24 protein-coding genes are annotated in these 23,694 nt (G+C 61.3%); 14 read left to right on the forward strand and 10 right to left on the reverse strand.

All coding sequences use genetic code 11. The features are described from left to right. Positions 1-108 precede the first annotated feature (108 nt). From F8N96_RS06700 to F8N96_RS06710, 3 genes are read left to right on the forward strand one after another with little or no spacing between them, the layout of a single operon-like run. The gene (locus F8N96_RS06700; protein WP_150797143.1) at positions 109-1,095 is read left to right on the forward strand and encodes an ABC transporter substrate-binding protein; all 987 of its coding nucleotides are present in this window, start codon (positions 109-111) and stop codon (positions 1,093-1,095) included. A gap of 9 nt (positions 1,096-1,104) precedes the next feature. Next, complete coding sequence (locus tag F8N96_RS06705) at positions 1,105-1,908, forward strand: ABC transporter permease (protein ID WP_150797144.1); 804 nt, start codon at positions 1,105-1,107, stop codon at positions 1,906-1,908. After that, positions 1,896-2,729: an ABC transporter ATP-binding protein gene (locus tag F8N96_RS06710; protein ID WP_150797145.1), complete on the forward strand. Its 834-nt coding sequence runs from the start codon at positions 1,896-1,898 to the stop codon at positions 2,727-2,729. The genes F8N96_RS06705 and F8N96_RS06710 overlap by 13 nt, the downstream gene beginning before the upstream one ends. Positions 2,730-2,854: 125 nt before the next feature. On the opposite strand, the gene F8N96_RS06715 is transcribed toward F8N96_RS06710, so the two are convergent. Together F8N96_RS06715 and F8N96_RS06720 are read right to left on the reverse strand one after the other, a co-directional pair. Further along, positions 2,855-3,931 carry an endonuclease/exonuclease/phosphatase family protein gene (locus tag F8N96_RS06715; protein WP_150797146.1) on the reverse strand — a complete coding sequence of 359 codons (1,077 nt, stop codon included), beginning with the start codon at positions 3,929-3,931 and terminating at the stop codon, positions 2,855-2,857. A gap of 75 nt (positions 3,932-4,006) precedes the next feature. Further along, positions 4,007-4,681 carry a YciC family protein gene (locus F8N96_RS06720; RefSeq protein WP_224789501.1) on the reverse strand — a complete coding sequence of 225 codons (675 nt, stop codon included), beginning with the start codon at positions 4,679-4,681 and terminating at the stop codon, positions 4,007-4,009. Between the two features lie 178 nt (positions 4,682-4,859). Between F8N96_RS06720 and F8N96_RS06725 the strand changes: the two genes are divergently transcribed. The 4 genes from F8N96_RS06725 (at position 4,860) to F8N96_RS06745 (ending at position 7,918) form a co-directional block, all read left to right on the forward strand. Then, entirely contained in the window at positions 4,860-5,621 is a 762-nt protein-coding gene (locus F8N96_RS06725) for a DUF2076 domain-containing protein (protein ID WP_150797148.1), read from the forward strand. 205 nt (positions 5,622-5,826) lie between these two features. Next, positions 5,827-6,306, forward strand: coding sequence for an NYN domain-containing protein (locus F8N96_RS06730; RefSeq protein WP_064675757.1), 480 nt, complete (start codon positions 5,827-5,829; stop codon positions 6,304-6,306). 22 nt (positions 6,307-6,328) lie between these two features. Continuing rightward, on the forward strand, positions 6,329-6,940 hold the full coding sequence (locus F8N96_RS06735; protein WP_150797149.1) for a PolC-type DNA polymerase III: 612 nt from the start codon (positions 6,329-6,331) through the stop codon (positions 6,938-6,940). 465 nt (positions 6,941-7,405) lie between these two features. Next, a complete protein-coding gene (locus F8N96_RS06745) occupies positions 7,406-7,918 on the forward strand; it encodes a Bro-N domain-containing protein (protein WP_150797150.1) in 513 nt (170 codons plus the stop codon). 152 nt (positions 7,919-8,070) lie between these two features. Here F8N96_RS06745 and F8N96_RS06750 read toward each other — a convergent pair whose 3' ends face one another. After that, positions 8,071-8,526: an Lrp/AsnC family transcriptional regulator gene (locus F8N96_RS06750; protein WP_150797151.1), complete on the reverse strand. Its 456-nt coding sequence runs from the start codon at positions 8,524-8,526 to the stop codon at positions 8,071-8,073. A 163-nt stretch (positions 8,527-8,689) separates the two neighbouring features. On the opposite strand from F8N96_RS06750, the gene yedA reads away from it, so the two are divergent. After that, a complete protein-coding gene (yedA, locus tag F8N96_RS06755) occupies positions 8,690-9,616 on the forward strand; it encodes a drug/metabolite exporter YedA (RefSeq protein WP_150797152.1) in 927 nt (308 codons plus the stop codon). A 64-nt stretch (positions 9,617-9,680) separates the two neighbouring features. After that, on the forward strand, positions 9,681-11,015 hold the full coding sequence (locus F8N96_RS06760) for a DEAD/DEAH box helicase (protein WP_150797153.1): 1,335 nt from the start codon (positions 9,681-9,683) through the stop codon (positions 11,013-11,015). Between the two features lie 153 nt (positions 11,016-11,168). On the opposite strand, the gene F8N96_RS06765 is transcribed toward F8N96_RS06760, so the two are convergent. Together F8N96_RS06765 and F8N96_RS06775 are read right to left on the reverse strand one after the other, a co-directional pair. Further along, positions 11,169-12,410, reverse strand: a complete 1,242-nt coding sequence (locus F8N96_RS06765) for a TIGR03862 family flavoprotein (protein WP_150797154.1) — start codon at positions 12,408-12,410, stop codon at positions 11,169-11,171. A gap of 281 nt (positions 12,411-12,691) precedes the next feature. Further along, complete coding sequence (locus tag F8N96_RS06775) at positions 12,692-13,612, reverse strand: histone deacetylase (protein ID WP_150764959.1); 921 nt, start codon at positions 13,610-13,612, stop codon at positions 12,692-12,694. A gap of 85 nt (positions 13,613-13,697) precedes the next feature. On the opposite strand from F8N96_RS06775, the gene F8N96_RS06780 reads away from it, so the two are divergent. The 3 genes from F8N96_RS06780 (at position 13,698) to F8N96_RS06790 (ending at position 15,830) form a co-directional block, all read left to right on the forward strand. Then, a complete protein-coding gene (locus tag F8N96_RS06780; protein WP_150797156.1) occupies positions 13,698-14,267 on the forward strand; it encodes a GNAT family N-acetyltransferase in 570 nt (189 codons plus the stop codon). A 103-nt stretch (positions 14,268-14,370) separates the two neighbouring features. Next, on the forward strand, positions 14,371-15,240 hold the full coding sequence (gene tesB, locus F8N96_RS06785; RefSeq protein WP_150797157.1) for an acyl-CoA thioesterase II: 870 nt from the start codon (positions 14,371-14,373) through the stop codon (positions 15,238-15,240). Further along, positions 15,237-15,830 (forward strand): HAD family hydrolase, encoded by a 594-nt coding sequence (locus F8N96_RS06790; RefSeq protein WP_150797158.1) that lies wholly within the window; start codon positions 15,237-15,239, stop codon positions 15,828-15,830. The genes tesB and F8N96_RS06790 overlap by 4 nt, the downstream gene beginning before the upstream one ends. A gap of 108 nt (positions 15,831-15,938) precedes the next feature. Here the strand turns inward: F8N96_RS06790 and F8N96_RS06795 are convergent, their stop codons facing one another. The 5 genes from F8N96_RS06795 to F8N96_RS06815 form a co-directional block, all read right to left on the reverse strand. Further along, positions 15,939-16,898, reverse strand: coding sequence for an alpha/beta hydrolase (locus tag F8N96_RS06795; protein WP_150797159.1), 960 nt, complete (start codon positions 16,896-16,898; stop codon positions 15,939-15,941). Beyond that, complete coding sequence (locus F8N96_RS06800; protein ID WP_150797160.1) at positions 16,898-17,791, reverse strand: neutral zinc metallopeptidase; 894 nt, start codon at positions 17,789-17,791, stop codon at positions 16,898-16,900. Before F8N96_RS06800 ends, F8N96_RS06795 begins: the two co-directional genes overlap by 1 nt. 148 nt (positions 17,792-17,939) lie before the next feature. Next, entirely contained in the window at positions 17,940-18,806 is an 867-nt protein-coding gene (locus F8N96_RS06805; protein ID WP_150797161.1) for a neutral zinc metallopeptidase, read from the reverse strand. Between the two features lie 147 nt (positions 18,807-18,953). Further along, entirely contained in the window at positions 18,954-19,787 is an 834-nt protein-coding gene (locus F8N96_RS06810; protein ID WP_150797162.1) for an aldo/keto reductase, read from the reverse strand. Next, on the reverse strand, positions 19,771-21,519 hold the full coding sequence (locus F8N96_RS06815; protein WP_150797163.1) for an FAD-dependent oxidoreductase: 1,749 nt from the start codon (positions 21,517-21,519) through the stop codon (positions 19,771-19,773). Before F8N96_RS06815 ends, F8N96_RS06810 begins: the two co-directional genes overlap by 17 nt. A 177-nt stretch (positions 21,520-21,696) precedes the next feature. Between F8N96_RS06815 and F8N96_RS06820 the strand changes: the two genes are divergently transcribed. Both F8N96_RS06820 and F8N96_RS06825 read left to right on the forward strand, forming a co-directional pair. Beyond that, positions 21,697-22,473: an IclR family transcriptional regulator gene (locus F8N96_RS06820; protein ID WP_150797164.1), complete on the forward strand. Its 777-nt coding sequence runs from the start codon at positions 21,697-21,699 to the stop codon at positions 22,471-22,473. A gap of 165 nt (positions 22,474-22,638) precedes the next feature. Continuing rightward, the gene (locus F8N96_RS06825) at positions 22,639-23,694 is read left to right on the forward strand and encodes a Gfo/Idh/MocA family protein (RefSeq protein ID WP_150797165.1); all 1,056 of its coding nucleotides are present in this window, start codon (positions 22,639-22,641) and stop codon (positions 23,692-23,694) included.

Raw genomic sequence — 23,694 nt, forward strand, 5'->3', positions numbered from 1 at the left:
ACCGCTGACCACCGAAAGGTCCACCAGAGACCACCGGTGATAACTGCTCCAAGGCCACTGGCCGTACTGCCCATGACAAAACTAAATCAACAGCTTTGGGAGTGCTCCATGATCAAGTCCTTGCTTACCCGTTTCACTCATCCCCTGGCGGTCACCGCCATCGCCGCGACGGTCGCCACCGGTACCCAGGCCGGTACCCTGTCCATCGGTCACACCACCTGGGTTGGCTACGGCACCCTGTACCTCGCCCAGGACCTGGGCTACTTCAAGGAAGGCGGTCTGACCGTCGAACTGCCGGTGGTCGAAGAGGCCTCGATGTATATGGCCGCCCAGGCCTCGGGGAAACTCTCGGGCTCGGCGTCGACCATCGACGAAGTGCTCAAGTACCGCCCGCAATTCTGCTTCAAGGCGGTGGCCGCGCTGGATGACAGTCACGGCGGCGATGGCGTGCTGGTGGGCAAAGACGTCAAGAGTCTGCAAGAGCTCAAGGGCAAGGCCGTGGCGGTGAACGAAGGTTCGACCTCGCAGTTCTGGTTGTCTTATCTGTTGAAAAAACACGGCATGACCATGGGCGACATCACCGTGCAGAACATGACGGCTGACGATGCCGCCACCGCTTTCATCGCCGGTCGCGTACCCGCCGCCGTGACTTGGGAGCCCCATCTGTCGATGGTGCGCAGCAAGCAACAAGGCAAAGTGCTGATCGACAGCAGCAGCACCCCGGGGGTGATCGTCGACGTGGTCGCGCTCAACTGCACGGTCATCGAAAAGCAGCCCGAAGACGTCAAGGCCTTGGTGGCCGGCCTGTACAAGGCGGTCCAGTACGCCAAGGATCATCCGCAGGAAGCCTACAAAATCATGGCCAAGGGCGTCGGCGGTTACCTGGCCGACCCGAAGGAACTGGAAGCCGCCGCACAGGGCGTGCGCTTCTACGATCAGGCCATGAGCGAAAAACTCCTCGGCTCGCCGGGCAACCCGGGTGACAGCGCAGCATTGATCAAGCTGGCCAACGAGACCGCCAGTGAATTGCAGGGCAAGCCCTACAACGTCAGCCATGACGACCTGATCGACAACCGCTTCGTCAGCCCGCTCTAGGAGGTTCGCATGTTCAAGCGTAATTCATGGCTGAGCCGCTGCATCACGCCCAAGACCGGCCTGCCGGTGCGGGTCATCTGGAGCGCGAGCGGGCTGGCCTGGGTGTTGTTGATCGGCCTGTGGGCCGGGTTGTCCTACGGTGGCGTGGTACCGGGCATGTTCCTGCCGACACCGGGTGCGGTGGTCGAGGCCGCCGTGCGCCTGAGTCGCGATGGCACCCTTGGCCAGCATGTGTGGGCCAGCCTGGAAGTGGTGATGGTCGGTTTCATCGTCTCGTCCCTGGTCGCAGTGCCGCTGGGGTTGCTGATGGGCAGCTTCCGCATCGTCCAGGCCTTTCTTGAGCCGATGGTCAATTTCATCCGCTACCTGCCGGTGACCTCGTTCGTGCCGCTGTTCATTCTGTGGATTGGCATCGGCCTGGAGCAGCGGGTCTCGGTGATCATCTTCGGCGTGTTTTTCCAACAACTGGTGATGATCGCGGATGTGTCCAAAGGCATCTCCAAAGACCTGATCAACGCCTCCTATACCTTGGGATCGAACCGCCGCGATGCGGTGCTGCATGTCATCGCCCCGGCGTCGTTGCCGGGTGTGCTCGACACCTTGCGCGTGACCATGGGCTGGGCCTGGACCTATCTGGTGGTTGCCGAGCTGGTCGCGGCGTCCAGCGGCCTGGGCTACCTGAGCCTCAAAGCCATGCGCGGCTTCCAGGTGGATGTGATTTTCCTGGCCATCGCGATCATCGGCCTGCTGGGCCTGGTCACCGATCAACTGTTCCGTTTCCTACGTCTGAGGATCACCGCATGGGCTCAGTAAGCGCCGTCACCCCACGTTTCGTCACGCCCCTGGCAACGCCGGTGCACGTCGCGCCTCGGTTGCAGGTGGACAAGGTCAGCCTGCGTTACCAGAAGCCGGACGGCGCAATCTTCACCGCGCTGGAGCAGGTGTCGTTCGAGGTCCCGGATCAACAATTCGCGGTGTTGGTAGGGCCTTCGGGCTGCGGCAAGTCGAGTCTGCTGTACCTCACCGCCGGGCTGAATGAACCCACCGAAGGCGAGATCTACGTCGGTGGCCAGCAAGTCCAGGGCCCCGGTGCGGATCGCGGCATGGTGTTCCAGAGCTACACGCTGTTTCCGTGGCTGACGGTGCGGCAGAACGTCGAGTTCGGCCTCAAGCGTCGTGGCATGGCGGCGGCCCGGCGCAAGGAAATCGTCGACTACTACGTCAATGAAGTCGGCCTGGCCGGCTTCGCCGACAACTACGCCAAGCAGCTTTCCGGCGGCATGATGCAGCGCGTTGCCATTGCTCGCGCACTGGCCAACGACCCGCAAATCCTGCTCATGGATGAACCGTTCGGCGCCCTCGACAGCCAGACTCGCCTGCAGATGCAGCAGCTGTTGTTGCGGGTCTGGGGCAACAGCAAGAAGACCGTGCTGTTCGTGACACACGATATCGACGAGGCGATCCTGCTGGGCGACCGGGTCTACGTCATGGGCGCCAGGCCGGGGCGGATCAAGCAGATCCTGGACGTGCCGATCGAGCGCCCACGGACCCTGGACATGGTCATGGAGCGCTCGTTCATCGAGATGAAGCGCAAGATTTTCGGGCTGCTGCATGATGACTTGGAGCAACATTGACTTAACCGCGACCCCTGTAGGAGCTGGCTTGCCAGCGAAGGCGGCTGCACATTCAACATTAATGTTGCCTGACACACCGCCTTCGCGAGCAGGCTCGCTCCCACAGGTTTTGCATTCAGCCCCGGTCAGGGCGCAACCGGCAGCAGAAACCGCGCAATCACCGGCAAATGATCGGAAATGCGCAACGTATCGTCCTGCCGCACCATCGCCTCGACCCGTTTGATCCGCGGGCTGTAGAACAGGTAATCGACCGTGCGGTCCGGGCCGTTCAAGCCCGGATCATTCGGATAATGGGTCAGCCAGCGCGCCCGCTCGACACCGCTGGCTTCGTTGTTGGTCGGGATCATCGGGTACTTGTCCCACAACAGATGCAGCGCGCTGTCGGCGGAGTAGGCCGTGCGTTGCGCGTCGGGCAGGCGTCGATATTGCCCCAGCGGCAACAGGTCGAAGTCGCCGCCGATCAGCCACGGCGTACCGCGGCTTTCGAGCTTGTCGAGGACTTTGGCCACGGCGCTGACCTGGACTTGCAGCGTATCGTCCAGAGGGATGGCGCGATCCAGATGGGTATTGAGCACGGCGACCTGAGCGCCGTCGCTCAACGGCAGGTATGTGACCAACAAGGCATTTTTCGGTTTGAACTGGCGGCTGACCAGGTTGGCCGGCGCCACTGGCAATTGCAGGCGTTCGGCGTGCCCGATCCGGTAGCGGCTGAGGGTCGCCAGTTGCCGGCCGACGCTGCCGAAGATGTGCGGTTCAGGCACGAAGTCGGCCTTCCAGTCGAAGGCGTGCGTGCTGCACGGATACAAATCGGTGAGCCGTTCCTGGAGCAGTTTGAGCTGGTTCTGGTACTCGGTGGCCTTGGCGCCGTCGTCGAGCTCTTGCAACAGCACGATGTCCGGCTGCTCGTCGCGGATCACACGCGCCACTTCATCCAGACTGAAGGCCATGTCTTCGGCGGTGGGGCTTTCGTCGTCGCCGGCGGCCAGGTCATTCCAGAACACATAGCGCTTGCCCGCCAGAAACTGCACGTTCCAGGTCATCACCTTCAACGCCTGGCCGGGGACCAGGGTGGGCGCCTGGGCGCTGCAACTGACCGGCAGCGCTTCCCTGGCTTCGGGGCGCCAGGTCAGGCTGTAGATCAGCACGCCCATCAGGCAGGCGATCAACAGGGCCAGCAGGGTGTAGCGCAGTAGACGGGTCATGGCTCGGCTTATCGCGTTACAAAAGTTGCCCCGAGCATAACCGAGAGCCGAGCCCAAGCCCATGGGGTAGAGCGGTCAGAGTGGCCGGTCGGTTTCCTCGGGCACGACGCTGATCAGCATGAACAAGCGGAACAGCACCACGCTGGTAAACAGTTGCAAAAAGCTGTGGGCACTGTCGATCAGCACGGCAACCACCGGGTTCTGCGGTTCCGGATACGCCTGCAGGGTCACGCCCTTGAGCAACCACAACGGGGCCATCACACACAGAATGCACACCAGGATGCGCAGGAAGTTGCCGCGGGTCAGGCGCAGGCTTTCCTTCATCGCCGCCAGCGGGGCCATGCCGCGCAATACCAGCAGGTATTCGCCGAACGCCAGCGTCACCATCAGCCAGATGCCCGGCAGGAAATACAGCGACAGGCCGATCAGTATCAGCAGGGTATTGAGCGCGGTGAGCAGGGCGAAACGCGGCCACAAGCTCGCGGACATGGCCAGCAGGTCACGGTTGCGCGGTGACTCGCCACGGCTGCGGGCATCGAGAAACAGAATCAGCGCGGCGGTGTACAGCGGATAGACCAGCAAGCCGACCATCACGCTGATGCCGGGGAAACCGTCCGGCTCGGTGGAGCGGTCGACCACTTGTTGCAGCAGCGCTTCGAAAATCACCAGCGGCAGGCACAGTCGAACGATCTGGCCCAGATTGCGCTTGAAGAAATACAGGGAGTCACGCAGTACATCTAACGGATTCATCAGTCGGTATCGCAGGTTGAAAGCAGTGCTCCACTTTAACCGATGAAGCCCTTCGGGGCGCAAACGTAAACGTTCGGTAAAGGTCATTGAAACATCCTGTATCAGCCTCCATTACGGAGGGGCACCTTTTCCGTAGTGGAAAAGGGCGACGATATTCCCGGCAATCTACGAGGTCGCCATGAACAGCGAAGAACAAACCCTGATCGATGGACTGTTTTCCCGGCTGCAACAGGCCGAATCGGACTCAGCCCCGCGCGACGCCCAGGCCGAGGCGCGGATCAAGGAACACCTGACTCGCCAGCCAGCGGCAGGCTATTTCATGACCCAGGCGATTCTGGTGCAAGAGGCAGCCATCAAGAGCCTCGACGACCAGAACAAGCAGCTCGCCCGACAAGTCCAGCAATTGCAGGCTGAACTGCAATCGGCCAATACCCGCACGGCAGCTCCGGCACCGGCCAGTGGCGGCTTTTTGTCGAGTATCTTCGGCGGCGGCCCCCGTGCTCCGCAGCCCGCACCGACTCAAAGTGCCCCAGTATCGAGCGGGGGCGGCTGGCGTGAACCGGCGCGGCCGTCGTTCAACTCGCAGCCGCCCCAGCAAAACTTCGGCGCGGCACCCCCTCAGCAGAACTACGCGCCGCAGCAACAGGCCGGCAGCGGTTTTCTCGGCGGGGCACTGAAAACGGCGGCTGGCGTGGCGGGTGGCGTGATGCTGGCTCAAGGCATCAGCAGCCTGTTCCATCACAATCAGCAGCCGGAAGTGGTTGAGGTCATCAAGGAAGAACCGGCTCAGGTCAACGATCAGGGCGACAGCGGCAATGGCTGGGGCGACGACCAGCGGGTGGCTGACAACAACGCCAACGATCAGGGCGGCTTTACCGATGCCGACTATAGCGATGACAGTTCATCGTTCTTCGGCGGCGACGACGATTCCTTCGTCTGACACGTGATCTTGTAGGAGCGAGGCTTGCCCGCGAAGGCGTCCTGACAGGCAACACTGAAGTGAAGAACAAATTTTGCTGTCAGATGTGATCGGCGCCACAGGGCCGATTATTCGCGGAACACTCCTCCAGGCTGGCATACTGGGCCACTTTTCGGGCCTGGTGCCTGATCCTGTCCGCGCGCCAGCGCTCCAACGAGGATGCACGGTGAAAAAGATCGCAGTATTCGCCGATGTCCAGAACCTCTATTACACCGTGCGTCAGGCCTATGGTTGCCACTTCAACTATGCCGCGCTGTGGGCTGACATCAGCAAGCAGGGGGAGATCGTCGAGGCCTATGCCTACGCGATCGATCGTGGCGACAGCAAACAGCAACAGTTCCAGCAGATCCTGCGCAACCTCGGTTTCACCGTGAAGCTCAAGCCCTACATCCAGCGTAGCGACGGCTCGGCCAAGGGCGACTGGGACGTGGGCATCACCCTCGATATCATGGACGCCGCCGATCATGTCGACGAAGTGGTGCTGGCCTCCGGTGACGGTGATTTCGACATGCTGCTGGAGCGCATCATCGCCAAGCACGGGGTGCAAGCGGTGGCCTACGGCGTGCCGGGCCTGACGGCCAACTCGCTGATCCGAGCCGCCAGCCGCTACGTGCCGATCGAAGGCGCGTTGTTGCTCAAGAATTGATTTTTACGGAGTAGAAACAGGTTTGGAACGCATAGCAGTCATCGACTTTGAAACCACCGGGATCTCTCCGAGCAGCAGCTGCCGGGCCACGGAAATCGCCGTGGTGATTCTTGAACAGGGGCGCATCGTCGAGCGTTACCAGAGCCTGATGAACGCCGGCGTGCGCGTACCGGCCTTCATCGAACAACTCACCGGCATCAGCAATGCCATGTTGCGCACCGCGCCCTCGGCCGAACAGGTGATGAACGAGGTCAATGAGTTCGTCGGCATCACTCCGCTGCTGGCCCACAACGCCGGGTTCGACCAGAAGTTCTGGGACTTCGAGCTGGGGCGGATCAAACGTACGCGTTTGCAGAACTTTGCCTGCTCGCTGCTCCTCGCCCGCCGCCTGATGCCCGCCGCACCGAACCACAAACTCGGCACCCTCACCACCTTCGCCAAACTGCCCCACACCGGCCAGGCTCACCGGGCCATGGCCGATGCCGAAATGGCGGCCAACCTGACGGCGCACCTGGCGCAGGAGTTGCGGCACAAGCACGGGTTGCGCGAGTTGTCCCATGATCTGCTGGTCAGTTTGCAGAAAGTGCCGGCGGCGAAGATCAACGAGCATCTCAAGCGCCATCGCGGATTTTGAATCGCACATAAATCCTGTAGGAGCCGGCTTGCTGGCGATTGCGGTTCATCATTCAACAGTGATGTCGACTGATACGCCGCTTTCGCCGGCAAGCCGGCTCCTACAGGGTCGGTGTCCGATTTTATTCTTGTGTTTAATCCCGTCTTCCGACTGACGAATGCTCCTACCGAACATTAAGTAATGTCTGTCTTGCCCGCCATCTGCGGCATCGATAACCTCTGGGACGTCACTGACAATCTCAGCGACCGGGCCTGCAAGCTCGTCGAGGTTTGGTAGATAACTACAGTCGCACCTATAATCGCGTCGCTTTACTTGGCGACCATCGATTTATGGTGGCTGTGTACGGGGTGACCTTCGGGTCTGCCGGGGTTATCTATCGACTCGGTCTTGCAGACTCGTACACAGCTGCCACCCATCACCTGCAAGTGATGCTGGCATCTCCAACTTTTCGATGGATTATTCGCCATGATCAAAGTTACCCCCAATCCCCCCGAAGACTCTGCGCAATCAGCTGCGTACGAAGCTCACTACCTTCCCAAAACATTCATCCGTCACCACATTCAGCTACGTGCGCTTTTATTGCACGCGGAACCCTGGTTCTGCGCCCGCGATATCGGCCGGTTGATGGGTGTGGATATAAACGGCAGACAAGCGCTCAAGCTCGATGCGGATCAGCGGCGGATGATGCGTCTGTCGGGAAACGATGACTTGCAAGAGACCTTGATGCTCAGTGAGTCAGGCGTGTACGCAATGTTGGTGTATCACTACTGCCCGGAAAACCGCCATTTGCGGCGTTGGCTGACCCACCATGTGGTGCCGATGTTGCGGGAGGAGGGGCCCGTTTCGACGCAAGCGCCGCATATGCGGGCGATGGAGTGGGCCGGTGGGACGCTGAGGCTGCTGCATTGGCGCAAAGAGCCTTGGGTTCGCCTGCGCGATATGCCGGGTTTGTTGTCAGTAGGTTACAGCGGCGTTTGATAGATCGCTTCGCCAGCAAGCCGGCTCCTACAGGGATTGTGGGGTTCCTGTAGGAGCCGGCTTGCTGGCGATTGCGGTTCATCATTCAACAGTGATGTCGACTGATACGCCGCTTTCGCCGGCAAGCCGGCTCCTACAGGGGCCGTGTCGTATCAAATTTTTCCATTCCCTTCCAGTTGCCCCAACGGCACCCGCTTCTCTATCGCGCTCGACAACACGATCGACGTCTTGCTGAACCCGAACTTGGCAATCTTGTTGATCAGATCCTCCAGCTCCGGCATCGAGCCCACGGCCGCCTGCATGATCACGCACGGATCGCCCGTCACCCGGTGGCACTCCGTCAGTTGCGGGATTTTGATCAGGTCGTCGTAGGCCTTCTGGTTGCCGTGCTGGTTCAGACGCAGTTCGATCACGCACTGGATCGGCAATCCCAGCTTGGCCATGTCGACTTTCGCCTGATAACCGGTGATCACCCCGCAGGCTTCGAGTTTGGCCACGCGTTCGGCCACGGCCGGGGCCGACAGGTTGACCTTGCGCGCCAGGTCGGCGTAGGACGCTCGACCGTTTTCCAACAGGGCGCCGAGGAGCATGCGGTCGTATTTATCCATCGTCTTGTACCTGAAAATTGCCCGACTTTCGAAAGCACGGTTTATAGCGCTGATCTCCGTGTTTTGAAAAGTGTACCGGCGCTATAAACAGGTTTTGTAACTTATTTTCTGCTGTTGGCCTTTCTAGAATAGCTGTTCACCTGTCTTGCCTGCGAGCCGCCCAATGCCTGGCCTACGTCGTTTTCCCTTACCGCTGATCGCCGCCTTTTTTGCGTTGTACGTGATTTGGGGCTCGACGTACCTGGTGATTCGCATCGGCGTGGAGTACTGGCCGCCGTTGCTGCTTGCCGGTATTCGCTTTGTGATCGCCGGTTCGCTGATGTACGCCTTCCTGCGTTGGCGCGGGGCGCCGGCACCGACCTGGGCGCAGTGGAAAGCGGCGGGGATCATCGGGATTTTGCTGCTGACCTGCGGCAACGGCGGGGTCAGTGTGGCGGAACACACGGGTGTGGCCTCCGGGGTGGCCGCGCTGGCGGTGGCGACGGTGCCATTGTTTACCTTGCTCTGCGGCTATTTCTGGGGCGCCCGTAATACTCGTCTCGAATGGGCCGGGATTGCGCTCGGCCTCATCGGTATTGCCATGCTCAACCTCGGCTCGAACCTGCAATCCAGCCCGCTGGGCGCCACCTTGCTGATCTTCGCGGCCGCGTCCTGGGCCTTCGGTTCGGTGTGGAGCAAACACTTGCCATTACCCCAGGGCGCAATGGCCAGTGCCGTGGAAATGCTGGTCGGCGGCGTGGCGCTGCTGATCGGCAGCGCACTGAGCGGTGAGCATCTGGAAGCCATGCCGCCGATCGAAGGTTGGGCGGCCCTGGCCTATCTGACCTTCTTCGGTTCGATCATCGCCTTCAACGCCTACATGTACCTGTTGAAAAACGTACGTCCGGCGGCGGCCACCAGTTATGCCTACGTCAACCCGGCGGTGGCGGTGTTGCTGGGGATCGTGTTCGTCGGCGAAACCATCGGTATCGAAGAAGCGTTGGCCATGTTGGTGATCATCAGTGCCGTGGTGTTGATCGGTTTGCCGCAGTGGCGCCGGGCTCCGGTAAAGCCCGCTGCCGTGGTGCAGACAGAATCGAGCGTGAATTAGGGTAAACTGCGCGCCATTGCACACTTGTTTGCACACCCGCGCTGATTTTTCCTACGGTAATCCCATGACTTTCGCCTCCCTTGGCCTGATCGAACCCTTGCTGCGCTCTCTCGAGACGCTCGGCTACCAGACTCCGACGCCGGTTCAGGCGCAAGCCATTCCGGCGGTGCTGGCCGGTCGCGACCTGATGGCCGCCGCCCAGACCGGCACTGGCAAGACCGCCGGTTTCGCGTTGCCGCTCCTGCAATTGCTGGCCATGGAAGGGCCGAAAGTCACCGCCAATTCGGTGCGTGCCCTGATCCTGGTGCCCACTCGCGAACTGGCCGAACAGGTTCACGAGGCTGTGCGTCAATACGCCGAGAACCTGCCGCTGAGCACCTATGCGGTGTACGGCGGCGTCAGCATCAACCCGCAAATGATGAAGCTGCGCAAAGGCGTCGACCTGTTGGTGGCGACTCCGGGGCGCTTGCTTGACCTGTTCCGGCAGAACGCGCTGAAGTTCAACCAGCTGCAAACCCTGGTGCTGGACGAAGCCGATCGCATGCTCGACCTGGGCTTTTCCGAGGAGCTGGGGAATATTTACCGGGTGCTGCCGAAGAAACGTCAGACGCTGTTGTTCTCCGCGACTTTCTCCGACGCCATCCGCCTGCTGGCCGGGCAAATGCTCAACGACCCGCTGAGCATCGAAGTCAGCCCGCGCAACGTGGCTGCCAACACTGTTAAACAGTGGGTGGTCACGGTGGACAAGAAGCGCAAGCCGGAGCTGTTCGTGCACTTGATGCGCAAGAACAAGTGGAAGCAGGTGCTGGTATTCGCCAAGACCCGTAACGGCGTGGACGCCTTGGTGGAAAAACTCCAGGGCCTGGGCATCAATGCCGATGGCATCCATGGCGACAAACCTCAAGCAACCCGCCAGCGCGCACTGGACCGTTTCAAACTCAGCGAAGTGCAGATTCTTGTAGCGACCGACGTCGCGGCCCGTGGCCTGGATATCGAAGACTTGCCGTTGGTGGTCAATTTCGACCTACCGATCGTGGCCGAAGACTATATCCACCGGATCGGCCGCACTGGCCGCGCGGGTGCCACCGGGGAGGCGATTTCCCTGGTGTGTGCCGATGAAGTGAACCTGCTGTCGGCCATCGAGACCTTGACCCGTCAGACGCTGACTCGCCAGATGGAACAGGATTTCGAACCCGAGCACCGGGTGCCGGATACCGATGCCAGCGGTCAGGTGGTCAAGAAGCCGAAAAAACCGAAAAAGCCGAAGACCTCGGGTGGCGGCAAGCGCAACTTGGGTAAATGGGTCGAGAGCGGTGACGCGTCGGCGCCGGAACCTTCGATCAAACCTGTGCGAAAAGTGCCGGTGTTCAATACTGGGCCGCGCAAGCGTAAGCCTTGATCGCGTAAAGATCGTTCCCACGCTCTGCGTGGGAATGCCTTTTCGGACGCTCTGCGTTCGGCTTTGGAGGGACGCGGAGCGTCCCAGGCTGCATTCCCACGCAGAGCGTGGGAACGATCAACCGGCTTGCCGGCGAAGGACGCGCCTCGGTCTTCAGCTCTTATGTTTCAACCACTCCACCATCCCCAACCCAGCCGCCCGCCCACTGGCGAAACACGCGGTCAGCAGATAGCCGCCCGTCGGCGCTTCCCAATCCAGCATTTCCCCGGCGCAGAACACGCCAGGCAGCTGCTTGAGCATCAGACGTTCATCCATCGATTCGAACATTACCCCACCGGCGCTGCTGATGGCCTCGTCCAATGGACGGGTTTTCACCAAGGTCAGTGGCAATGCCTTGATCGCTCTGGCCAGCATTGCCGGATCAGCGAAGCACTCGGCTGCCGTCACCTCTCGCAACAACGCCGCTTTCACCCCATCGAGCCCGAGTTGACTGTGCAGGTGTTTGGCCATTGAGCGCGAACCCCGTGGTTTGCTCAGCGCCGCTTCAATCTTATCCACAGGCTTGCCCGGCAGCAGGTCGAGATGAACAGTCGCCGAACCATGCAGGTTGATCGCTTCGCGGATCGGCGCTGACAGGGCATAGATCAGGCTGCCTTCAATACCCGTCGCGGTAATCACGCATTCCCCGAGCCTCGGGACGTCGTCATTAAGCCCGATAGCGATATTTTTCAGCGGCGCGCCGGCGAATTTTCCGACCATCAACTCGCTCCAGGCCTGCACTTCAAAGCCGCAATTGCTCGGTTGCAACCGCGCCAGTTCCACGCCGTGCTGTTCCAGTGGCAACATCCAGGCACCGTCCGAACCGAGGCGCGACCAGCTGCCGCCGCCCAGGGCCAGCAACGTGGCGTCTGGTTGAAGGTTTTTTTCACCGTCGGGGCAGGACACTTTCAGACTGCCATCGCTGTTCCAGCCGAGCCAGCGATGGCGGGTGTGGATAACTACTCCAGCGTCTCGCAGACGTTTGAGCCAGGCGCGTAACAGCGGCGCGGCTTTCATGTCTGTGGGAAAAACCCGGCCCGAGCTGCCGACAAAGGTTTCAATGCCCAGCTCATGAATCCATTGGCACAGCGCGTCGGCGCCAAATGAGCGCAATAGCGGTGCAATCTGCGGCGCCCGTTCGGCATAGCGTGAAAGAAATGCCGGGTAGGCTTCGGAGTGGGTAATGTTCATGCCGCCGACACCGGCCAGTAGGAATTTTCGCCCGACCGAAGGCATGCCGTCGTACAGGTCGACCTTGATCCCCGCCTGGCTCAACACTTCAGCCGCCATCAGGCCGGTGGGGCCGCCGCCGATGATGGCGACGTGAGGGGGGAGGGGAGTCGAGGGCTGAGTCATGGAATGCACTGCGGTTCGGCGGAATGAAGCCGGGCATTCTACCAGCACAGATCCCTGTGGGAGCGAGCCTGCTCGCGAAAGCGGTGGATCAGTCGACATCGGCTTTGGATCTGAAGGCCTCTTCGCGAGCAGGCTCGCTCCCACAGGGTCGGTGTGTCGATTCAAACCCTGATCAAAATACAACCACTGCTCTGAAGCCTATACCCCACCTGGCCTGCAGCCCCTTTCACTCAGGTTATCCACAGGCGGCTCCACAGCCATTGTGGGTAAAGACCCACACCTCAATGACAACCTGATGACTGCCAGACCCTTTGGGCGCTGTGATGCAGGATCCCATGACGCCGTGCCAAAGCCTTGCGGTCCTTGCTGTAGCCGCCACCAATCACCCCGACCACTGGAATATCCCGCCCAAGGCAATGCCGCATCACGCTTTCATCGCGAGCGGCGACGCCTTCGTCCGTCAGTTTCAGGTAGCCGAGTGCGTCATCCTTGTGCACATCGACGCCGGCGTCATACAGCACCAGATCAGGCCGGTAGAGCGGCAGCAAATAGTTGAGCGCATCGTCCACGACCTTCAGGTAATCCACATCGCCCATACCCATCGGCAGGGGAATGTCCCAGTCGCTTTCGGCCTTGCGTGCAGGAAAGTTCTTTTCGCAGTGCAGGGAAACAGTGATGGCCTCTGGGGTGTTGTGCAGGATTCGTGCAGTCCCGTCGCCCTGATGCACATCACAGTCGAAGATCAGCACCCGATTCACGCGGCCACTTTCCAGCAGGAAATGGCTGATCACCGCCAGGTCATTGAAGATGCAGAAGCCGGCGGGATGGTCGTAGTGCGCATGGTGGGTGCCGCCCGCCAGATGACAGGCCAAGCCATGTTCCAGCGCCTGCTCGGCCGCCAGCAGGGAGCCGCCAACCGCCCGCACCGTGCGCCGGGCCAGGGCTTCGCTCCAGGGCAGGCCGAGACGCCGCTGGTCTTCGCGGGACAACTCGCCGCCCATGTAGCGTTCGATATACGCAGGGTCATGAGCGAGGGCGAGAATCTCTGGCGGGCAAAGCTGCGGGCGCAGCAGGTCGGTGTCCCGGGTCAGTCCGCTGTCCACCAGGTGATCGCGCAGCAGGCGAAACTTGTCCATGGGGAAGCGGTGATCCGCCGGGAACTCGGGGCTGTAGTCTTCGTGGTAGATCAACGGCAGGGGCATGACTGAGTTATCTGGGAAGGCATGTAGGAATGAATGAAGGATCCTACCAGCGATGTAGACTTGCGGCATGGGAAAGGGAGATGCGATGGAGTCGATACTGCAACTCGAGAGCGCGCGACTGTTGTTGCGGCAATGGCGTGACGAAGATTTGCCAGCGTTTGCGGCGTTGTGCGCCGATCCGCAGGTGATGCGCTATTTTCCGGCGCCCTTGAGTCGACTGCAAAGTGCTGCGCTGATCGGACGGATTCGGGGGCACTTTGCCGAGCATGGTTTCGGTCTCTGGGCGCTGGAGCGCAAGGACACAGGCGCCTTTATCGGGTTTACCGGCTTGGGGGTGGTCGGCTTCGACGCGCCATTTACCCCGTCCACCGAAATCGGCTGGCGCCTGGCCCGGGAGCATTGGGGCCTGGGCTACGCCAGTGAAGCGGCGTGGACCGCTCTGCGCTGCGGCTTTGACCGATTGGCGCTGGATGAAGTCGTGTCCTTCACCACTGATACCAATATGCCTTCGCAAAAGGTCATGCAGGCTATCGGCATGCACCATGATTCAGCCGATGATTTCGAGCATCCGAAACTCGCATGCGATCATCCCCTGCGTCACCATGTTCTTTATCGCATCAGCCGTGAGCAATGGCTGCAAACCTTGCATGGATAAGCTGGCACGGACGTTTACAATGGCCTGATAGGCCCTGGCCGGAAATTGAATCGACCGCCGCAGCCAAGACTGCGCGGCATTGCGTTATGTGAGGAGCGTCTGAATGAGCCAAGTGTTGGATGATCTGGTCGACTTGCTGACCCTGGAGCCGATCGAAGAAAACCTGTTTCGTGGTCGCAGCCAGGACCTGGGTTTTCGCCAGCTGTTCGGTGGCCAGGTGCTCGGCCAGTCCCTGTCGGCGGCCAGCCAGACCGTCGAAGAAGCGCGCCATGTGCATTCGATGCACGGTTATTTCCTGCGCCCGGGCGATGCCGGGTTGCCGGTGGTCTATCAGGTTGACCGGGTGCGTGACGGCGGCAGCTTCAGCACGCGGCGGGTGACGGCGATCCAGAAGGGCAACCCGATTTTCACCTGCAGCGCTTCGTTTCAGTACGACGAAGAAGGTTTCCAGCACCAGAGCGAGATGCCGACAGTGGTCGGTCCGGAAAACCTGCCGTCGGAACTGGAACTCACCCAGCAGCGCGCGCACCTGATCCCTGAACACATGCGCGAAAAATTGCTGTGCCCGAAACCGATCGAGTTCCGGCCGGTGACCGAGGAAGATCCCTACAACCCGCATCCGTCCGATCCGGTCAAGTACGTCTGGTTTCGCGCCGACGGTGCCTTGGCCGATTCCCCGGCGCTGCACAAATACCTGCTGGCCTACGCCTCGGACTTCGGGCTGTTGACCACCTCGATGCTGCCCCATGGCAAGTCGGTCTGGCACAAGGACATGCAGGTGGCCAGCCTCGATCACGCCCTGTGGTTCCATGCCGATCTGCGCGCCGATGACTGGTTGCTGTACGCGATGGACAGCCCGTGGGCCGGCAATTCCCGTGGCTTCTCCCGCGGCAGCGTGTTCAATCGCGCCGGGCAACTGGTGGCCTCGGTCACCCAGGAAGGCCTGATCCGTCACCGCAAGGATTGGGCATGAGCCTGGCCGACGTACGACACTGGGTGTTCGACATGGACGGCACCCTGACGGTGGCTGTGCATGACTTTGCGGCGATCCGCGTGGCGTTGGCGATCCCCGCAGAGGACGACATCCTGACTCACCTCGCCGCGCTGCCAGCCGATGAAGCCGCGGTCAAGCATGCCTGGTTGCTGGAACACGAGCGCGACCTGGCGCTGGGTTCGACAGCGGCGCCGGGTGCGGTGGCGCTGGTGCGGGAGCTGGCCGGACGGGGTTATCGCCTGGGCATTCTCACGCGCAATGCCCGTGAGCTGGCGCACGTCACGCTGGAGGCGATCGGCCTGGCCGACTGCTTCGCGGTGGAGGATGTGCTGGGCCGCGATGAAGCGCCGCCCAAACCTCATCCGGGCGGATTGCTGAAACTGGCCGAGGCCTGGAACGTACCGGCGAGCGAGATGGTGATGGTCGGTGATTACCGCTTCGATCTGGATTGCGGTCGCGCGGCCGGGGCGCGGACGGTGCTGGTGAATCTGCCGGATAATCCGTGGCCGGAGTTGACTGATTGGCATGCGGCGGATTGCGTGGTGTTGCGGGAAATGTTGTTCGCATGAGGGACCCTTCGCGAGCAGGCTCGCTCCCACAGGGGAATTGCGTCGTGCACAAATCAACTGTGGGAGCGAGCCTGCTCGCGAAGGCGTAGGTTCAGGCCCCATAAAAACTCACTGACCGAACAACGCTTTTTGCCCCTCCGGCGAATTGAACATCCCATCCCCATCATGCCCGACCCCAGGCACTTCGATCAGCTGCTGACTCATCCCCTGAGGATACAGCCGCTTCAGATAATCAAAATAATTGCGCCCTCGGGCCAATCGATTCGCCCCCTGGGCTTTTGCCTCACACCGTTTATCCAGCGCCGGCTGATTCGGGTCGGTGTCCTGCTGCCCCAGTAGATAAACGATGTCACGCTTGGCGTAGTTTTCCTTCAGCTGCGCGGGTGTTTGGCCCTCGGCATAGGCGGGTAGATCCGCCAGCCCGTACTTCCAACGATTGAAATCCGGACAGCCGGCGTGACTGAATGCCACGGGTCGACGCTCATCGAAGTACGCATAAGAAGACGGATTGGCGACCACGTAACGCACCTGCACGCCGGCCGCCTTGAGCTCGGGCTGATCGTGACCCAGCAACGCATAGCGCTGCACCACCTGGGCGCCACCGGAGTGACCGGCGATGATGACCTGCTTCACATCGGGAAACTGTCGGCGATCGCCGATTCGGGCTAGGACTTCGTCGAGTGCAGCGTAAGAACTCAGGGTAAACGGCGCGGTGGATAAGCCGCCAGCCATCCAGTCATTGCCTTGCCAGCGCAATACGCTGTCAGCCACCGGGTGGAGCGCAATGTCGGACTCATTGAGAAACTGCGGAGCAATCACCAGGGTAGTCGCGCTTTGTCCTGCCCGTTCAACCGCGCGTTCTGCACTCTGGCGATAGGTTTCGGCATTGCGCAGGCGGCCATGGATGATGATCAGCACCCGTTCGATTTTCGTCGGCGCCGGGCCGATGCCCACTGCGATCTCACCCGAGGTCAACAGCAGGCGACCGGGACTGAGTTCCTTGACCGCTTGCTCGGCAGCCTGGGTGCTTGCGCAGGTGAACAGCAGAGCCAGCAGCCACGTTTTCATCACAGGTTTTTCGCCGCAAAGGTATCGCACTGGCCGACCTGGCCCTGTGCGAATCCGGTTTTGAACCAGCGCACCCTTTGCGCCGACGTGCCATGGGTAAACGAATCCGGCACCACGCGCCCCTGGCCTTGCTGTTGCAGACGGTCGTCGCCAATGGCGTTGGCGGCGTTCAAGGCTTCTTCGATGTCCCCAGGTTCCAGCCAGTTCAGGCGTTGTTGGGCATTATGGGCCCAGACCCCGGCCAGGCAATCGGCCTGGAGTTCCTGGCGCACCAGCAAGCCACCGTCGCCTTCCATTTGCCGACCTTGTTGGCGAGCGGTCTGAATTTTCGCCGATACGCCAAGCAAGGTCTGCACGTGGTGTCCGACTTCGTGAGCGATCACGTAGGCCTGCGCGAAATCCCCCGCCGCGGAAAAGCGTTGCGACATCTCCTGGAAGAAACCCATGTCCAGGTACACCTTCTGATCCGCCGGGCAATAAAACGGACCGGTCGCCGAAGTCGCCAGGCCGCATGCCGAGTTGACGCGGTTGCTGAACAGCACCAGTGTCGGGTCCTGGTATTGACGGTCGGCCTGCTGGAAAATCTGCCGCCAGGTGTCTTCGGTATCGCCCAGGATCGAGCGCACGAATTCGGCCCCTTCATCATTGGCCGGCGGCGCCTTGCGGGTTTGCGTCGGCGCCGGCGCCGATTGCTCGCTCATCTGCCCGGTGAGCTGCCCGAGGATCTGCATGGGGTCCTGGCCAGTGAGCCAGCCGATCCCGACGATCAGCACGATCGCCGTCAGGCTCAGGCCCTTGCCGCCACCGAAGCGCATCCCGCCACCGCCACCGCCGGCATCATCGCCCCGGGCATCGACCACGTTGTCGCTGCGTCGGCCTTTTTTCCATAGCATGGGGGATCCCTCTGTACTTGCCTGATGAAGAAGCGTGGTGGTGAGTGTTGCTGCTGAGTGAAAGCGGCGCCAGTCCGGTCGTCAGACAGCCTTGAGCGGCGCCGGTTCGATGCATGCGGTGACATTGACCGCTGCGGTGACGGATGGGTTAAAGGTCCTTGGCGGCGAAGGTGTCGCAAGCGTCGGTCCGGCCTGTGGCGAAACCGGCTCTGAACCAGTTCGCGCGCTGCTGCGAAGTGCCGTGACTGAATGTCTCTGGCCGGACTGTATCGTTTTGGGAGCGTTGCAGGCTGTCGTCACCGAAGGCGGCCGCGGCCTGCAAGGCGGCCTCGATATCGCCCGGTTCCAGCCAATCCAGGCGTTGTTGCGCATGGTACGCCCAGACGCCTGCCAGGCAATCGGCCTGCAACTCCGCACGCACCTCCAGGCCGCCATCGCCGGTGACGGGCTGCTGGTCCCGCAAGGCGTTCTCGAAGGGTTCGGAAAGTCCCAGCTCGAGTTGCACGTGATGGCTGACCTCGTGAGCGATGATGTAAGCCCGCGCGAAGTTACCGACCACTGAAAACTGCTGCTCCAGCATGGCGAAAAACGCCAGATCGAGGTACAGCTGCCGGTTGCCCGGGCAGTAGAACGGGCCACTGGCGGAGCTGGCGTAGCCGCATCCCGAGACCACCCCGTTGTCGAACAGCGTCATCGTCGGTTCCGGGTACTGCCGCCCGGTTTGCGCAAAAAGTTGTTTCCAGGTGTCTTCGGTGTCGCCCAGTATTGACTGAACAAACTTCAGTTGCAGGTCTTCGCTGTCGACCGAAAGGGCAGCGTCGGGCGGGTTCAGGGTGGTCGAGGAGGTGAGGGGAGCCTCGTCCGGTGTCGTACCCAGTGCCGAATACAATCCTGCGCTTGCCAGTGCGACGACGGCCAGTCCGGCGCCGAGCGTTTTCCCTGTGAGTGTGCGGGCATCCTTGCCCTTGCGAGTGTCGTTCACGTTGTCGCTGCATCTTGCCTTGTTCCATAACATGGTTGCGGTCTCTCATGGGTGGTGGGGCGTGTATCGCCGAATCCATGAATAACCGCACTGGCAAAGATATGCGGGTGAAAAGTGTAAGGGTTGGTAAGACCGTAGTCGTCGCGACGGTGTCACGGGTCGAAAGTGGCCATTTCGCGGTTACCGGTCGAAGGCATCCCACGCTGGCGCAAAGTCCGGGCTGACCTGGCGTTCGCGCTTGGACAGGCCGGCGATCAACGCTAGATCCTGATCATCCAGATTGACTTCGAGCGCTGCCAGGTTGGCCAATTGATTGGCCTTGCTGCTGGCTTTTGGAATAGCGGCCACGTTCGATTGATCAAGCAGCCATTTGAGCGCCACCTGAGTCGGCAGCACCCCGTGCTTGGCGGCGATCTGCTGGATCTGCGCAATCTGCGACACCTTGTTGCGTGCCAGTGGGCTGTAGGCCGTCAGCGCCAGGTCATGTTGGCGGGCGTAGTCCAGCAGAGCGTTTTGGCCGAGCAGTACGTGATATTCGACCTGGATGGCTGACAGCGGTGCGCCCAGTTCTTCGACAACTTTGCGCAGCAGCGGCAGCGGAAAATTCGCCACGCCGATGTTACGCGCCAGCCCTTGCTCCTTGAACGACACCAGGGTCTCGATCGTACGTGGCAGGTCCCAGTGGGTGGTCGGCCAGTGGATCATGAACAGGTCGACGTAATCGCTGCGCAAGGCCTTGAGACTTCGGTCCATGGAATGGCGCATGGCGTCCGGATGCAGCTGGTCCCACCAGACTTTGGTGGTGACGTGGATCTGATCGCGAGGCGTAGGACCGTTCACCAACGCTTGACCGACAGCGTCTTCATTGTTGTAGGCCGCAGCTGTGTCGATATGCCGATAACCCAAGGCAAGGGCCTGTTCCACGGCGTTGGTACATTCCTGGCCAAGCATCGGCCAGGTCCCCAGGCCGAGTTTTGGCATGTTCAAACCCTGGGCGTTAACGATGTGCTGCATGGTCGATCTCCTGTTCGTCAGCTGTAATGCCTGCGATATGTCGTGCGGCGATGTAGCCGAACGTCAGCGCCGGGCCGAGATTGATGCCGCCGGCGGGGTAGTGCCCGCCCATGATGCTGGCCATATCGCCGCCCGCGGCGTATAGCCCGGTGATGGGCCGTCCGGATGAATCGAGGACCTGGGCGTGTGCGTTGACCTTCAGGCCGGCGAAGGTGCCGAAGCAGCCGGGCTGGACCTTCACGGCATAGAACGGGCCTTGTTCGATCGGTGCGAGGCAGGGGTTGGGTCGCTGCAACACATCCCCCTGTTTGCGGTTGTAGGGTGTCGAACCGCGACCGAACGAGGGATCCTCACCGTTGCGCGCGTGGTGGTTGTATTGCGCCACGGTGCTGCACAGGCCGTTCGAGTCGATGCCGCAGGCCCGCGCCAATTCCTCCACGGTCTTGCCGGTTTTCAGATAGCCGCTGCGGATAAAGGGTGACAGAGGCACTGGAAATGGCCGGGAAATTCCGAGGCCATAGCGCCGCTGAAAACCATGGCTGCAGATCAACCAGGAGGCGACTTCCTCGCCCTGCGGTGCGGCGGCGACCATGGCCGTCACGTAGTCGTAGTAGCCGTTGGCTTCGTTGACGAAGCGCTGGCCGTTGCTCAATACCCCGATGATCCCCGGTTTACTGCGCTCGATGATGTGCGGGAAGTGGCCGATGCTGCCGTCTTTGTGCGGTACTTGCGAAACCGGTGCCCAGGCCACGGGCGATGCCATGTCGGTGTTGACCCGGGCGCCGGCGCTTTCGCCCAGGCGCAGACCATCGCCACTGACGCTCAAGGGCGGCAATGCCCAATGTTCATGACCTGTGGGTGTGCGAGGGAACAATGCCTTGCGCCGCTCGATGTCATTGGCGAAACCGCCGGCGGCGAGCACCACCGCCTTGCGCGCATGGATACGGATCTCGCCCCTGGCGGTGCTGATCATCGCGCCCCGCACCTGGTCGCCCTCTTGAAGCAACTCGGTGACCGGCGCCGACTCCCAGAGCAATACGCCGAGGTCTTCGGCGGACTTTGCCAGCCGCGCCACCAGCGCCACGCCGTTGACCAGTTGCATCGCCCGGCCATGAACGGCGAGGTCGAGCAGGTGACGGGTAAAGCGCCGGGTCACATGCCAGGCTGCCGACAGCGAGCGGGTGAGGTTGAGAAACGCGCCAAGGTCCGCGCCCGCCATGATCGGCATGCCCATGAACGAAGTTTCGCGCATGGTTTTGCGCAGACGCTTGAGCAGCTTGCCGACTTTTCGTCCGTCATAAGGCGCGGCGATCACCGAGCGCCCACCGGTGCCCGCTCCCGGGGTGTCGCCATGGATGTCGGCAATCGCGTTGCCGTCGGCAAATTGCAGTGAGGTGTGCTGTTCGAAGAACGCGACCATGCGCGGGCCGGCCTCGAGGAACGCATTTATCATCGCCGGTTCGTAACGCTCGCCCAGTTCATGTTTGAGGTATGTGCGCGGTTGCTCGACGTCTTCGACGATACCCGCGCGACGGGCCAGGGGGTTGCATGGCACCCACGCCCAACCACCGGACCAGGCCGTGGCGCCGCCGAACACCGGGTCCTTCTCGACCACGATCACCTTGAGGCCATGCCACGCGGCTGTGACTGCCGCCGATAACCCGGCCGCCCCGGAGCCGACGATCAACACGTCACAGTCGATGTCAGGAGCGTTGTGTGGTTCGACAGGCATTGTCTGAAACTCCAGCGGTGTATATTTTTTAGAATTTGATTCCAGAAAATATAGGAGCATGAACGAACTCTGCAACGGTTCATGGGGTAATGTGGGCGGTTATCGGACAGTCGGTTCCAGATTTCGCGTTAGGCCGTTTGTCTTCTAGAATCGGGCAAATTTTGCGTGGAACCTCCCATGGCCGGCAGTCAGATCGAACGTGTCTTCAGCGTGCTGGAAAGCTTGACCAGTGACCCTCGCGGCCTGCCCATGCAGGCGCTGGCGGAACAACTGGATATCCCCAAAAGTGCGACCCATCGCCTGCTCGCCGAACTGATTCGGCTGGGCTACGTGCGGCAGAACCCGGAAAACCTGCGCTATCACCTGTCTACCAAGCTGGTGGCCATGGGGTTTCGCTATCTGTCGAGCAGCGGCGCCGATATCGTGCAGCCGGTGCTTGATCGCCTGGCTCAGGAAACCGGTGAGCTAGTGCGCCTTGGGGTCATCGAAGGTGATCGACAGACCTGGATTGCAAAATCCCAGGGCGCCCGTTCCGGTCTGCGCTACGACCCGGATATGGGCCGTGATGCGCCTTTGTTCTATACCGCGTCGGGGCATGCATGGCTGGCGTGCATGAGCGATGCCGAAGCCTTGTCGCTGGTGGAGCGCCAGGGCAGTGAGCGTCCGAAAGACCCTGGGCCGAATGCGCCGCGTTCCAACATCGAGTTGCTGGAACGCCTGCGGCTGGCGCGGGAGCAGGGCTATGCCTGGGTCGAGGAGAGTTCGGCGGTGGGTACTTCGGCGATTGCGGCCGTGGTGCGCCACCCGGGGGATGCCCGGGTAATCGGGGTCCTCAGTATCGCCGGCCCGAGCGCGCGGATGCCGGGGGCGCGGTTGCATGAGTTGGCGCCGTTGTTGTTGAAATACACTGAGGAGTTGTCGGCGGCGAGTCAGGCTTCGGAGTTGTTCAATTAATCCAGGCGCCAAAAATCCCTTGTGGGAGCGACGGTGATCTTTGCTCGCCCGGAAAGATGTGCGTTGTTCGCACACTTTTGGGGTTCATCTGTGTAAGAATCTGGAACCAGGTTCTAAATTGTTGAAAGTCATTCCTTCCAACAATAAGCACAAGAGGACCCTCCCTTGAACTCCCCCCTTCGCATTGCCCTGATCGGCGCTGGCAATATGGGCCAGCAGCATTACCATCATCTGAAAACCCTGACGCAAGCGATCTTGTGTGCGGTGGCCGATCCCGGGCCGCAGGCAGCGGCTATTGCCACGCAATGGGGCGTGGCGCATTTCGCCGAGCACTGTCAAATGCTCAAGCAAGTGAAGCCGGACGCAGTGATCGTCGCCAACCCGAATGCCCTGCACGTCAGCACCGCTCTGGATTGCCTCGCGGCTGGCGTGCCGGTGCTGCTGGAAAAACCGGTGGGCGTGCACATGGACGAAGTTCGCCAGCTGGTGAACGCTTCGAAAGCCACGGGCGTGCCGGTCCTGGTGGGGCATCATCGCCGTCACAATCCACTGATCGTCCGTGCTCATGAACTGATCCAGAGTGGCGCCTTGGGTCGATTGACCACGGTCACGGCGCTCTGGCAGTTGCGCAAGCCCGACAGTTATTTCGAGACGGCCTGGCGCCGCGAGCCCGGTGCGGGCATGTTGCTGACCAACCTGATTCACGATCTCGATTTGCTCCGGCACCTGTGCGGCGAAGTGCGGCAAGTGCAGGCGATCACCAGCAATGCGGTGCGCGGCTTTGCCAATGAAGATTGCGCGGCGGTACTGCTGCAATTCGACAGTGGCGCACTGGGCAGCCTGACCGGTTCCGATGCGGTGGCGGCACCCTGGAGTTGGGAGCTGGGTTCCGGGGAGAACCCGGTGTATCCGCGTCAGGCCGATCAGCCGTGTTATCTGCTGGCCGGGACGGCCGGGGCGTTGAGCATTCCGCAGCTCAAGCGCTGGCACTACGCTGATGCTGACGGGGGGTGGCATCAACCGTTGTTGCCGGAGCAGGAAAGTTTCAGTGCCGATGAGGCGTTGCGTTTGCAGTTGCAACATTTCGTGCGCGTGGTTCGTCGGGAAGTCGAGCCATTGGTGAGCGTCGCCGATGCTGCCCGTACGCTGGCACTGATTGACGCCATTCGCGAAGCCGCCGAAACCGGTCGCGCCTGCACCCCTTCGTTGATCGAGGATTGA

The sequence above is a fragment of the Pseudomonas fluorescens genome (assembly GCF_902497855.1).
GTDB lineage: Bacteria > Pseudomonadota > Gammaproteobacteria > Pseudomonadales > Pseudomonadaceae > Aquipseudomonas > Aquipseudomonas fluorescens_BI.

What these genes read in the sequence shown, in the direction of transcription:
- F8N96_RS06700 (WP_150797143.1), top strand. Translation starts at nt 109, where the DNA reads ATGATCAAGTCCTTGCTTACCCGTTTCACTCATCCCCTGGCGGTCACC.
- F8N96_RS06705 (WP_150797144.1), top strand. Translation starts at nt 1,105, where the DNA reads ATGTTCAAGCGTAATTCATGGCTGAGCCGCTGCATCACGCCCAAGACC.
- F8N96_RS06710 (WP_150797145.1), top strand. Translation starts at nt 1,896, where the DNA reads ATGGGCTCAGTAAGCGCCGTCACCCCACGTTTCGTCACGCCCCTGGCA.
- F8N96_RS06715 (WP_150797146.1), bottom strand. Translation starts at nt 3,931, where the DNA reads ATGACCCGTCTACTGCGCTACACCCTGCTGGCCCTGTTGATCGCCTGC.
- F8N96_RS06720 (WP_224789501.1), bottom strand. Translation starts at nt 4,681, where the DNA reads ATGAATCCGTTAGATGTACTGCGTGACTCCCTGTATTTCTTCAAGCGC.
- F8N96_RS06725 (WP_150797148.1), top strand. Translation starts at nt 4,860, where the DNA reads ATGAACAGCGAAGAACAAACCCTGATCGATGGACTGTTTTCCCGGCTG.
- F8N96_RS06745 (WP_150797150.1), top strand. Translation starts at nt 7,406, where the DNA reads ATGATCAAAGTTACCCCCAATCCCCCCGAAGACTCTGCGCAATCAGCT.
- F8N96_RS06750 (WP_150797151.1), bottom strand. Translation starts at nt 8,526, where the DNA reads ATGGATAAATACGACCGCATGCTCCTCGGCGCCCTGTTGGAAAACGGT.
- yedA (WP_150797152.1), top strand. Translation starts at nt 8,690, where the DNA reads ATGCCTGGCCTACGTCGTTTTCCCTTACCGCTGATCGCCGCCTTTTTT.
- F8N96_RS06760 (WP_150797153.1), top strand. Translation starts at nt 9,681, where the DNA reads ATGACTTTCGCCTCCCTTGGCCTGATCGAACCCTTGCTGCGCTCTCTC.
- F8N96_RS06765 (WP_150797154.1), bottom strand. Translation starts at nt 12,410, where the DNA reads ATGACTCAGCCCTCGACTCCCCTCCCCCCTCACGTCGCCATCATCGGC.
- F8N96_RS06775 (WP_150764959.1), bottom strand. Translation starts at nt 13,612, where the DNA reads ATGCCCCTGCCGTTGATCTACCACGAAGACTACAGCCCCGAGTTCCCG.
- F8N96_RS06780 (WP_150797156.1), top strand. Translation starts at nt 13,698, where the DNA reads ATGGAGTCGATACTGCAACTCGAGAGCGCGCGACTGTTGTTGCGGCAA.
- tesB (WP_150797157.1), top strand. Translation starts at nt 14,371, where the DNA reads ATGAGCCAAGTGTTGGATGATCTGGTCGACTTGCTGACCCTGGAGCCG.
- F8N96_RS06790 (WP_150797158.1), top strand. Translation starts at nt 15,237, where the DNA reads ATGAGCCTGGCCGACGTACGACACTGGGTGTTCGACATGGACGGCACC.
- F8N96_RS06795 (WP_150797159.1), bottom strand. Translation starts at nt 16,898, where the DNA reads ATGAAAACGTGGCTGCTGGCTCTGCTGTTCACCTGCGCAAGCACCCAG.
- F8N96_RS06800 (WP_150797160.1), bottom strand. Translation starts at nt 17,791, where the DNA reads ATGCTATGGAAAAAAGGCCGACGCAGCGACAACGTGGTCGATGCCCGG.
- F8N96_RS06805 (WP_150797161.1), bottom strand. Translation starts at nt 18,806, where the DNA reads ATGTTATGGAACAAGGCAAGATGCAGCGACAACGTGAACGACACTCGC.
- F8N96_RS06810 (WP_150797162.1), bottom strand. Translation starts at nt 19,787, where the DNA reads ATGCAGCACATCGTTAACGCCCAGGGTTTGAACATGCCAAAACTCGGC.
- F8N96_RS06815 (WP_150797163.1), bottom strand. Translation starts at nt 21,519, where the DNA reads ATGCCTGTCGAACCACACAACGCTCCTGACATCGACTGTGACGTGTTG.
- F8N96_RS06820 (WP_150797164.1), top strand. Translation starts at nt 21,697, where the DNA reads ATGGCCGGCAGTCAGATCGAACGTGTCTTCAGCGTGCTGGAAAGCTTG.